General features: G+C 61.4%; 11 protein-coding genes and 1 pseudogene. 7 read left to right on the top strand and 5 right to left on the bottom strand.

Translation table 11 applies throughout. The annotated features are described in order from the left end of the window. Window positions 1–517, bottom strand: a pseudogene (locus BI344_RS19745) (bifunctional aconitate hydratase 2/2-methylisocitrate dehydratase); the annotation flags it as partial. 198 nt (window positions 518–715) lie between these two features. Here BI344_RS19745 and gcvA point away from each other — a divergent pair. Continuing rightward, window positions 716–1,600 carry a transcriptional regulator GcvA gene (gene gcvA / locus BI344_RS19740; protein WP_071114515.1) on the top strand — a complete coding sequence of 295 codons (885 nt, stop codon included), beginning with the start codon at window positions 716–718 and terminating at the stop codon, window positions 1,598–1,600. Window positions 1,601–1,610: 10 nt separating this feature from the next. Here the strand turns inward: gcvA and BI344_RS19735 are convergent, their stop codons facing one another. Next, window positions 1,611–2,384 (bottom strand): substrate-binding periplasmic protein, encoded by a 774-nt coding sequence (locus BI344_RS19735; RefSeq protein WP_158021095.1) that lies wholly within the window; start codon window positions 2,382–2,384, stop codon window positions 1,611–1,613. Window positions 2,385–2,529: 145 nt separating this feature from the next. On the opposite strand from BI344_RS19735, the gene BI344_RS19730 reads away from it, so the two are divergent. Then, the gene (locus tag BI344_RS19730) at window positions 2,530–3,537 is read left to right on the top strand and encodes a class 1 fructose-bisphosphatase (RefSeq protein ID WP_071114514.1); all 1,008 of its coding nucleotides are present in this window, start codon (window positions 2,530–2,532) and stop codon (window positions 3,535–3,537) included. Window positions 3,538–3,611: 74 nt separating this feature from the next. On the opposite strand, the gene BI344_RS19725 is transcribed toward BI344_RS19730, so the two are convergent. Next, window positions 3,612–3,818: a hypothetical protein gene (locus tag BI344_RS19725; protein ID WP_071114513.1), complete on the bottom strand. Its 207-nt coding sequence runs from the start codon at window positions 3,816–3,818 to the stop codon at window positions 3,612–3,614. A 313-nt stretch (window positions 3,819–4,131) separates the two neighbouring features. Between BI344_RS19725 and BI344_RS19720 the strand changes: the two genes are divergently transcribed. The 5 genes from BI344_RS19720 to rnk all read left to right on the top strand — a co-directional run bounded on the left by BI344_RS19720 (window position 4,132) and on the right by rnk (window position 8,033). Beyond that, window positions 4,132–4,923 (top strand): response regulator, encoded by a 792-nt coding sequence (locus BI344_RS19720; RefSeq protein ID WP_071114512.1) that lies wholly within the window; start codon window positions 4,132–4,134, stop codon window positions 4,921–4,923. Window positions 4,924–5,063: 140 nt separating this feature from the next. Then, on the top strand, window positions 5,064–5,246 hold the full coding sequence (locus tag BI344_RS19715) for a hypothetical protein (RefSeq protein ID WP_139167082.1): 183 nt from the start codon (window positions 5,064–5,066) through the stop codon (window positions 5,244–5,246). Between the two features lie 379 nt (window positions 5,247–5,625). Continuing rightward, on the top strand, window positions 5,626–6,423 hold the full coding sequence (gene map, locus BI344_RS19710; protein ID WP_071114510.1) for a type I methionyl aminopeptidase: 798 nt from the start codon (window positions 5,626–5,628) through the stop codon (window positions 6,421–6,423). A 185-nt stretch (window positions 6,424–6,608) separates the two neighbouring features. Continuing rightward, a complete protein-coding gene (locus BI344_RS19705) occupies window positions 6,609–7,466 on the top strand; it encodes a flagellin N-terminal helical domain-containing protein (RefSeq protein ID WP_071114509.1) in 858 nt (285 codons plus the stop codon). A 162-nt stretch (window positions 7,467–7,628) separates the two neighbouring features. Continuing rightward, on the top strand, window positions 7,629–8,033 hold the full coding sequence (gene rnk / locus BI344_RS19700; protein ID WP_071114508.1) for a nucleoside diphosphate kinase regulator: 405 nt from the start codon (window positions 7,629–7,631) through the stop codon (window positions 8,031–8,033). Between the two features lie 19 nt (window positions 8,034–8,052). Here rnk and BI344_RS19695 read toward each other — a convergent pair whose 3' ends face one another. Next, the gene (locus BI344_RS19695) at window positions 8,053–9,156 is read right to left on the bottom strand and encodes an HD-GYP domain-containing protein (RefSeq protein WP_071114507.1); all 1,104 of its coding nucleotides are present in this window, start codon (window positions 9,154–9,156) and stop codon (window positions 8,053–8,055) included. Next, on the bottom strand, window positions 9,153–10,122 hold a 970-nt coding region (locus BI344_RS19690), incomplete at its 5' end, for a response regulator (protein WP_139167081.1). The genes BI344_RS19695 and BI344_RS19690, both read right to left, overlap by 4 nt.

The following is a 10,122-nucleotide window of genomic DNA, read 5'->3' as shown; positions in this document are numbered from 1 at the left end:
CCTTGAATACGGTGACGGTGATCTTCTGCGCCACTTCCGGACGGCTGGTGAACCATTCGGCGTTGGCCCAGGATTCCACCACTTCCTTGGCAAAGCCATTGCCCTTGTCCATCTTCTCCTTCACGTCGTGGAAGGAGTCGAACATCAGCAGGGTTTTCTTCAGGCCGTTGGCGGCGATCTGCGCCACGGCCTTGTCGTCCAGCAGGTCAATCAGCGGCTTGATGTTGTAGCCGCCCAGCATGGTGCCCAACAGCTCGGTAGCCAGTTCGCGCGAAACCAGCGGCGACTTCACGCTGCCTTCGGCGACGGCGGCCAGGAAGGACGCCTTGACCTTGGCGGCATCATCCACGCCAGGCGGCACGCGGTGGGTGATCAGATCGACCAGAGTGCTTTCCTCACCTTTGGGCGGGTTTTTCAGCAGTTCGACCAGTTCTTCAACCTGCTTGGCGGACAGCGGCAGGGGGGGGATGCCCAGCGCTGCGCGCTCGGCAACGTGCTGACGATAAGCTTCTAGCATGACTTGGGACCTTCTTGGCTTGGTTGTTGGCAAGTCTGCCGGCGCAAGGCGGCCGGCAAACTTCATTCGACGATTCCGCATCATTATCCGGCGATGGCGCGTGTGAATGATGCACTTTGTAATGAGTGAAGATTACGCGTTTAGACGATTGCATACAAACGAGTAATGGCAACATGGATTGTGAGTTAAAATCACAGCATGAGCACTTACCCTCCCCTGAACTCCTTGCGCATTTTCGAGGCTGCCGCCCGGCTGGAAAGCTTTTCCGCCGCCGGGGGCGAGCTGTTCGTCACCCACGGCGCTGTGAGCAAACAGATAAAGCAGCTGGAAGACTGGCTCGGTATCCTTCTGTTCGAGCGCAGCGGCGGCCGGGTCAAGCTGACCGACGCCGGCTGGCGCTACCTGGTGCAGGTGCAGGACGGACTGGATTTGATCGCCAACGCCACTTCGCAACTGCTGCTGCCCAACAACCAGCGCCGGCTCAGCATCAATTCCACACCCACGTTCGCCAGCTACTGGCTGCTGCCCCGGCTGGCGGGCTTCCGCGCCCAGTTTCCCGACCTGGAGCTGCATCTGGCGACCTCCGACCGCGACATCAGCCGGCTGGACGCGCCGTTCGATCTGGCCATCCGCCGCGGCCCCGGCGACTGGCCCGGCCATATCGCCAAACCCTTCCTGAAAGAGTGGGAACTGCCGCTGTGCAGTCCGGCGCTGCTGTCGCGTATTCCGCTGCAAAGCCCGGCCGACCTCACTTCCCACACGCTGCTGCACGCCGATACCCGCCCCACCGCCTGGCCGCGCTGGTTGACGCTGGCCGGCGTGCCGGAGCTGCGATCGGCCAGCAGCATGCATTTCGACAAATTCTCGCTGGCGCTGCAGGCGGCCGTGGACGGGCTGGGCGTGGTGCTGGGACCGATGCCGATGGCCCAGGCGCAAATAGACGCCGGCGCGCTGGTTTCGCCCCTTGCCGCGCCGGTCGCCACGGTACGGGACTACTGCTGGGTGGTGCCGCGCATGGCGGCGGAGGATTCCACAGTGGCGGCTTTCCGCCGCTGGCTGGAAAGCGAAGCCGCTTCGGCATAAACGCCCGGCGTTAGCGAGCCGGCCCCGGCGGCACGCCGATTAGGCGCAAATCCATGGGCGCGGCATCGCGCGGCAGCCATTTGTTGTAGATGCGCTTGAAGGTGCCGTCTTTCTTGATGGCGGCGAAGCCGTCCTGCCAGTGCCGCACCTCGTCGGCGCCGGTGCCGCGGGAAAACGCCAGATACAGCTCCAGCGACTCCAGCACCCGCACCACTTCAACCGCGTCCGCCGGCTGGTGGATGTCCTTAAGCACCGAGGACACCACGAAGCCGCCCTCCACCCACATGTCGTAACGGCCGAGCAACAGCTTCTGCGCCGTCACCTGCGGCGTGGGCGCCAAATCCACCTCGACGAAACCGGCGGCGGACGCCGCGTCGGCGAAAATGCTGCCGCGGTACGCTCCGACGGGACGCTGGTAAATGCCCGCGCCCAGCGCCAACAACTTGGCTGCCTCGCCTTTGCGGGCCAGCAGCACGGTTTGCGAAACCGCGATCGGCCCCAGCAACGACATCTGTTTCTCGCGTGCGTCATTGCGGCCGACGGTAAACAGCATCACGCCCGGGTTGGTCAGCAGCTCCTTATAGCCGCGCGCCCAGGGAACAACTTCGATCTGGCTGTTGTCATGGATGTGGGCCTGGATTTCCCGCACCACCTCCACCGCCATGCCATCGGCCACGCCGTTGCGCTGGAGCGTGATCGGCGGCCAGTCTTCGGTGTAGATGGTCAGCGCCCGCGCCGGCCACGCGGCGCACAGCAACAGAATTAACAAGAGACGGTTCGGCATGGCGGCGTCCTCAATCATACGCACTACAACATTCTTGATAGTTGCCGGCTGCCGATGTTGCCGGCTTATTCGCTATAATGCCGCGTTGTGCCGGCCAACCGTCGGCATTATCATTCGCGCACCCACCCATTCCATAAGGAACGCCATGAGCCGCATCACCCTCTCCCGCTTTCTGATCGAACAGCAACGCAAGGCCGGCACCCTGCCGCCGGAACTGCGCCTGCTGATCGAAACCGTTGGCCGAGCCTGCAAGGCAATCAGCTATTCGGTCAACAAAGGCGCGCTGGCCGGAGTGTTGGGCGAGGCCGGCACCGGCAATGTGCAAGGCGAAGCGCAGAAAAAGCTGGATGTGATCGCCAACGACTTCCTGCTGGATGCCAATGAATGGGGCGGCAGCCTGGCGGCGATGGCGTCGGAGGAAATGGAGCTGCCCTACCATATTCCCGGCGAATACCCGAAAGGCGAATACCTGCTGATGTTCGACCCGCTGGATGGCTCGTCCAATATCGACGTCAACATCTCGGTGGGAACCATCTTCTCCATCCTGCGCTGTCCGGAAGGCGTCACCATGCCGTCCGAGCAGGACTTCCTGCAGCCCGGCACCCGCCAGGTGGCTGCCGGTTACACCGTATACGGCCCGCAAACCATGCTGGTGCTGACCTTCGGCAGCGGCGTACATGGCTTCACCCTGGATCGCGAGCACGGCTCCTTCGTGCTCACCCACCCGGACATGCAAGTCCCGGAAAGCACTGGCGAGTTCGCCATCAATATGTCTAATATGCGCCACTGGGAAGCGCCGGTGCGCCGTTACGTGGAAGAGTTGCTGGCCGGCAGCACCGGCCCGCGCGGCCGCGACTTCAATATGCGCTGGGTGGCCTCGATGGTGGCGGAAGTGCACCGCATCATCACTCGCGGCGGCATCTTCATGTACCCGAAAGACGCGCGCGACCCGGGCAAGGCCGGCAAGCTGCGCCTGATGTACGAAGGCAACCCGATGGCTTTCGTCATCGAGCAGGCCGGCGGCGTCGCCACCAACGGCAAGGAACGCATCATGGACATTGTGCCGCAGAAGCTGCACGAACGCGTCGCGGTGTTCCTGGGCTCCAAGGAAGAAGTCGAGCGGGTCACCCGCTACCATCTGGAACAAAAATAAGCGCAGGTTCCGCCCCGCGCAAAGACAAAGCCCGCATCAAGCGGGCTTTGTCTTTGCGCAGTCTGATGGCGCGGTCAAAGCGGCTTCAACGCCGCCGCCAGCATGCGCCAGCCGGCATAGCCAAACAAGATGGCAAGTGCGGCGTCGAACAGCCGACGTATCCGCATAAAGCCGCGCCTCACCAGCGGCAGCGCAAAACAGACTGCGTAGCCGCCAAACACCAGCAGCCCGATGATTCCGCAGCCGGCCACCACCCGCAGCGCGTCCCCGAAGGTCTCCACCTGCGCTTCTGTCAGCCCAGATACAACAACACCTCCTTGAATTCTTCGCGCATATGAATGAACAGCGCCTGGGTATCGCTCTGCTGCAACTGATAGCGCTAATTGATGTTACCCAGGGTCTCCTGGGCAAAATCCAGCCGGGGCCTCTCCATTTCATCGCCCCTTTCGCTTGGCTAAGCTATCAGCATAGGCTATCCGCCATTGGCAGGGTCTCGCGGCAAACCATACGCCATTCAGGTATTACAGCTACAACTCCTAACACGATAAATGCCGATGCCGTTGCCATCTGGCGCATGAATTTCCCGGAGGACTCATGGAACAGAAGCGACAAGCTGGCGCCGATGGTGAAAACCTGCGCGTGTTGCTGGTGGAAGACAGCGACATCAATCGGATGATGGTTGCCAGCCTGCTGGAGAATTGCGTGGTCGTCCTGGACATTGTCGCCGACGGTGCCCAGGCTGTGGCGCGCTTGCGGGCTGCGGAGCCGCCTTATCACTTGGTGCTGATGGATGTGCACATGCCGGTGATGGACGGCTATGACGCCACCCGCATCATCAGGCAGGAACTAGGGCTGACGCTGCCCATCGTTGCGCTGACCGCCGGCAGCCGGCCTCACGAGCGGGAACGCTGCCGCGAGGCCGGCATGGATGGCTTCCTGGCCAAGCCGGTGGACGGAGAGCAACTGCTGGCCTTGCTGGCCCGCCTCCAAGGCAGCGCGCCGGCAATAACGACGGCTCCCGACGGCAACGCTCAGGCGCACCTCGACTGGCTGAAGCTGGACACCCTCGACATGCTGCACAAGGTCTCCGCCTCCAGGCTGAACGCCATCCTGCTCGGCGTGATCGTCAACAGCAAAATCGATTTCGAGCAGGCGTTCCGGCAATGGGAGAGCGGGGACTTCGATATCGCCGCGCGGCTGGTGCACCGCTATCGAGGCTCGCTTGGCACGTTCGTCGACGATGGTTTTGTCCGGCAAGCCCTGGAGCTTGAGAATGCCATTGCCGAAGCGGCTCCCGATGTAGAGCAGCGCTTTGCCCGCCTCCGGCTGGAACTGGATCAATTGCTGGCGCAACTGAAACAATGGCTGGCCGCGCATGCAGGCTAATCATCCGTGGCGAGTGCATGGACGGCCATATCCGGCGACACCGCAGGCGCCGCAAGTATTCATTACAATTGAATGGCAAAGCCTTTCGCGCTTAGCATTCTGATGTCCCATACCGTATGGGCATCTCGGAGGGTAAAGCCATGGGCCTTGCTACATTTCTGAATACCGATGGAGAGGAAGTTCTGGTCAACCCGCAGCGTGTCACCTATTCCTACCAGTCGACAAACAAGGAAGAAGTGGTGATCAAGTTCGGCAAGGACGACTCGGTAACCGTCCAGGGCGACCTTGATCGCGTCCGACAGGAATTGCGGCTGAACTACTAGCGGACTGCCAGCTTCCAGCACAAGCCCCGCACGCGCTGCGGGCTTTTCATTTTCACCGTCCATCAACTTTCGCGAGGATGACGGGCGCGCAGCCCAAGGAAAACCGCAGTAGACAAGATGCCCAAGACAGCGGCAGGAATGGCGTGGACCGTCGAGCCGCATTGCGGCTGTCTTGAATGGCCATTTTCGTGTCCGGCACAGGCGCCGCGCCCAGCGGCTGGATAACTTACTTTGCAAGTGGTGTAGAATGGACACAAATAAGTCATCAACATTCAGGGTCGGGATGCGGACGGATTGCTGAAAGAGAGTTGAGAGATCTTTCACCAGCCGCGCGCCCTTAAACTGCAAGCAACTGAAAATAACAGGTTTATTCAATTAAATGGCTATCCATCTGAAAGACGCGCAGGACATCGAGAAGATGCGCATCGCAGGCCGTCTGGCCTCCGAGGTTTTGGACTTCATCACGCCCCACATCAAGCCCGGCGTCACCACCGAAGCCATAGACAAGCTGTGCCACGACTACATGGTGAAGGAGCAAGGCACCATCCCGGCGCCGCTGAACTACGCTCCCGATGGCCACATCCCCTACCCCAAGTCGATCTGCACCTCGGTCAACCACGTCATCTGCCACGGCATTCCCAACGATAAGCCGCTGAAAAACGGCGACATCGTCAATCTGGACATCACCGTGATCAAGGACGGCTACCACGGCGACACCAGCCGCATGTTCTATGTCGGCGAGGTCAGCCCGCACGCCAGGCGCCTGTGCAAGATCACCTATGAATGCATGTGGAAGGGAATCGAGAAGGTCAAGCCCGGCATCAAGCTGGGCGACATCGGCTACGCGATCCAAAGCCATGCCGAAGCCGCCGGCTACAGCGTGGTGCAGGAGTTCTGCGGCCACGGCATAGGCAAGAAATTCCACGAGGAGCCGCAGATCCTGCATTACGGCCGTCCTGGCACCGGACTGGAAATCCAGGCCGGCATGATCTTCACCATCGAGCCCATGATCAACCAGGGCAAGCGCCACCTGCGCATGCTGGCCGATGGCTGGACCGTGGTCACCAAGGACCGCAGCCTGTCCGCCCAATGGGAACACACCGTGCTGGTCACGGAAACCGGCTATGAAATCCTGACCCAGTCCGCCGGCACGCCAGAAAAGCCCGGCGTAAAGTAAGCATCACCAGCCTGCCGCGGGGCCTGCATTCCATGCAGGCCTTTTTGTTTGCCATCGTGGCTTGCGGCGCCTGATTCCCGCCCTGAATTGTTGCGATCTTTAAATTGCTATTGTGCCGACAAGCCATTGTTTCTAAACTGAAGCAATAGTATTGTCTAGAGCAGTCAGCTTGCAGGAGAAACACCATGGCACTTACCGTCAACAGCAACCTGGCCTCGCTGGCCGGGCAATATCAGTTGAGCAAGACTCAGCAGGCAACCAAGCAGGTGCTGGCCGAACTGGGCTCCGGCTCGCAGCTCAGCGGCGATTCGGTCAACGCGGCGAATCAAGCCATCTCACAGCAACTGCAAGCGCAGATCAACGGCAACAACCAGGCGCTGAACAACACCAGCGACGGGATTTCCCTGGTGCAGACCGCCGATTCCGCTCTGGGCCAGCTGCAAGACAATACCCAGCAGATTCAGAACCTGGCGATCCAGTCAGGCGACGGCGCGCTCAACAGCAGCAACCGCCAGGCATTGCAGCAGCAGGTTGACCAACTGACCCAGGCCAATTCACAAATCGTGCAGAGCGCCCAGTACAACGGCACCCCGCTGCTGACCGGTGGCAACTCCACGACTTTTCAAGTCGGACCGAACGGCACCGCCTCCAATCAGGTCACCGTTCCCGGCATCAACCTGTCGGCGGCGCCCTCGTCCGGCGGACTCAATGGCTACAACGCCAATCTGGCGGCCACCAACACCATCGACATCACCACCCAGGCCAATGCGCTGACCGCCCAGCAAAGCGCGCGGAGCGACCTCAATACCATAGGCGCGCAACGCACCACGCTCGGCACCGTCGGCAACAGCTTCGATTCGGTCATCAGCAATCTGCAAACCTCCAATATCAGCACCGAGGCGGCCAATAGCCGGATCAGCGACACCGACTACGCGGCAGCCAGCGCGCAACTGGCGTCGCAGCAAATCCTGGGTCAATCCGCAGCCCTGACCCAGCGCCAGGCGAACATCGCGCCCCAAGCAGCCTTGTCCTTGCTGGGCTAAGGCAATTTAATGAAAAAGTTCCGGCCGCAAGATGCAAAATAATTGCCGCGCAAGCCTTGTTTGCGCGGCTTTGAATCCTTTATGATCGACTTGTGAATCCATCCAGGATTTGTCCACAGGGCACCCATCGCGGTGCCCTTTGTCCATCTGAAGGAGTCTCATATGTCGATTACCCCAGCCATCATGGTTTCCTCGCTCGATTACGAGCGCCTGGCCGCGCTGCTGGAGACTTGCGAGAGGGACCATCCGGTCGCCGGTCGACTGGAGGCAGAGCTGGAACGCGCCGACGTGGTGGAGCCAGAGGCCATGCCGGCCAATGTCATCACCATGAACAGCCGCGCGCGCATCCGTCTGGGCGACGGCCAGGAGAAACTGCTTACGCTGGTCTACCCGCGCGATGCCGATAGCGAACAAGGCCGGATCTCCGTGCTGGCACCGATAGGCGCCGCGCTGCTCGGCCTATCCACCGGGCAGGACATGCAGTGGCCAACACCTTCCGGCACCACCCGCCTGACCGTGCTGGAAATCGTCTACCAACCGGAGGCGGCCGGCGAATACCACCGCTAGCCCACTCCGATCCGGCTTGCTACGATTCGTCGGTATACCTCAGGGCAATAGTGTGGAATTCGTCGGAAATCTGCAGAAAAGCCTTGACCACTTCAGGATCGAAATGCCGGCCGCTGCCTTCCCGCATCATTTCCACCGCCTGCTCGTGCGCGAAGGCAGGCTTGTACACCCTGCGCGAGATCAGCGCATCGTAGACGTCCGCCAACGCCATCAGGCGCGCGGAAAGCGGAATATTCTCCCCAGCCAGCCCCTGGGGATAGCCGCTGCCATCCCATTTTTCCTGGTGGCAATGCGCAATCTCGCGCGCCAGCCGCAGAAAGTTGCTGGGCGCATCCAGCATTCTCTCGGCCGCGGCAATGGTGTCGCGGCCGAGCGTGGTGTGCGTTTTCATCACTTCGAACTCTTCAGGCGTCAAGCGACCCGGCTTCAGTAGAATGTGGTCGGGGATGCCGACCTTGCCGATATCGTGCAGCGGCGCCGACTTGTACAGCATCATGATGGTTTCGTCATTCAGCTCCAGCCGATATTTTGGATGTTTGCGCAACTCGACCGCCAGCGCGCGGACGTAGTTCTGCGTCCGTCGCAGATGGTTGCCGGTTTCATGATCCCTGGTTTCCGCCAACGATGCCAGCGCCATGATCGTGACATCCTGAATGACCTGCACTTCACGGGTGCGGCGCTCCACCTCGCTTTGCAGGAAGGCGGCCTTGTCCTCCAGGAAGTCCGAGGCGGCCTTGAGACGGAGGTGGGTGGAGACGCGCGCCATGACGATGGGCGGCGAGATGGGTTTGATGATGTAGTCGACCGCGCCGGCGTCGAAACCCGCCTGCTCGTCCTCGTTCTCGCTCATCGCCGTCAGGAAAATCACCGGAATTTCCGCGGTACGCGGATCATCCTTGAGGCGGCGGCAGACTTCCAGTCCACCGATGCCCGGCATCATCACATCCAGCAACACCAGGTCCGGCAAGGTGTCGCCGGCCACGATCTGCAGCGCTCTCTCGCCGCCGTTGGCAATCTGGGTGCGGTAATGGTCTTTCAGCAAGCCATAAAGCTGGGTGAGGCTTTCCGGCGTATCGTCCACGATCAGGACCGTTTGGCGTCTCAGGTCGGGCACTGCGTTCATGATGCATCCTCCGGAAACGTGATGCCCTGCTGCGCCGCCGCAGCACACAGGGATGCCAGCGCCGCGGGAAAGTCAAAGTTGATCAGCGCTTTTTCGAAAGCCGTATAGTCATCGCCAGGGAAGGTTTCCCTGACTTCGGCGGAGTGCGCCAGGAAATATCCCAAGGCTTCGCCGTCGCTGGCGGCCAGCAAGGCAGCAAGCTGCGCCAGCAGGCCGGCCCCTTGCGTTTCCTCCGTATCCGCGGCCGGCGCCAGCGCGTCCAGCGCGTTGCGCAATGCCGCGACGAGATGCGCCATCCGCGCAGTCAGCGACACCAGTATCGCTTCGTAGCCTTCGCGGGCGCGAATGGCCTGCTCCAGCTTCATGGCGATTTCCTGCAGCTCGGGAAAACCAATGCTTCCGCTGATGCCTTTCAGGGTATGCGCGATGCGTTCTGCGGATTGATAGTCGCCGGCGTTCAGGGCGGCCCCCAGACGCTCCGCCGCATCCGCCTCTTCCGTTGCAAACTGGCGCAGCAAATGCAGGTACAGCTCGCGGTTGCCCGCCACACGGCGCAGGCCGGCAGAGACATTCAGGCCATCAACAACCGGCATGGCTCGCGCTTCCGTCCGCGACTCGCCTTTCACGACGGCGTGTTTTGCCGGATGATTTCCGGTCGGCCGCGTCCAGCGCAGCAGGGTGGCGAACATCTGGTGGGGATCGATCGGCTTGGCGATATGGTCCACCATGCCGGCGGCCAGGCAGTTTTCCCTTTCCTCCAGCAAGGCATCCGCCGTCATCGCGATGATGGGCAAAGCGGCGAACCGGGAGTCCTCCCGTATCCAGCGGGTGGCCTCAATGCCGTCCATCACCGGCATCTGCACATCCATCAGCACCGCGTCGAAGCCTTCCGGCCCATGGGCGACCAGTTGGTCCAACACCAACTGGCCATTGCCGGCCACGGTGATGGTGGCGCCAGCCTTCTCC

The organism is Chromobacterium sphagni, assembly GCF_001855555.1.
GTDB classification, from domain to species: domain Bacteria; phylum Pseudomonadota; class Gammaproteobacteria; order Burkholderiales; family Chromobacteriaceae; genus Chromobacterium; species Chromobacterium sphagni.
This window is presented reverse-complemented; position numbering and strand designations above follow the sequence as displayed.

Bases quoted from the DNA above. Each gene is read 5' to 3' on its own strand.
- rnk (WP_071114508.1), top strand. From the start codon at position 7,629: ATGTCGATTACCCCAGCCATCATGGTTTCCTCGCTCGATTACGAGCGC.
- map (WP_071114510.1), top strand. From the start codon at position 5,626: ATGGCTATCCATCTGAAAGACGCGCAGGACATCGAGAAGATGCGCATC.
- gcvA (WP_071114515.1), top strand. From the start codon at position 716: ATGAGCACTTACCCTCCCCTGAACTCCTTGCGCATTTTCGAGGCTGCC.
- BI344_RS19695 (WP_071114507.1), bottom strand. From the start codon at position 9,156: ATGAACGCAGTGCCCGACCTGAGACGCCAAACGGTCCTGATCGTGGAC.
- BI344_RS19735 (WP_158021095.1), bottom strand. From the start codon at position 2,384: ATGCCGAACCGTCTCTTGTTAATTCTGTTGCTGTGCGCCGCGTGGCCG.
- BI344_RS19720 (WP_071114512.1), top strand. From the start codon at position 4,132: ATGGAACAGAAGCGACAAGCTGGCGCCGATGGTGAAAACCTGCGCGTG.
- BI344_RS19705 (WP_071114509.1), top strand. From the start codon at position 6,609: ATGGCACTTACCGTCAACAGCAACCTGGCCTCGCTGGCCGGGCAATAT.
- BI344_RS19730 (WP_071114514.1), top strand. From the start codon at position 2,530: ATGAGCCGCATCACCCTCTCCCGCTTTCTGATCGAACAGCAACGCAAG.
- BI344_RS19715 (WP_139167082.1), top strand. From the start codon at position 5,064: ATGGGCCTTGCTACATTTCTGAATACCGATGGAGAGGAAGTTCTGGTC.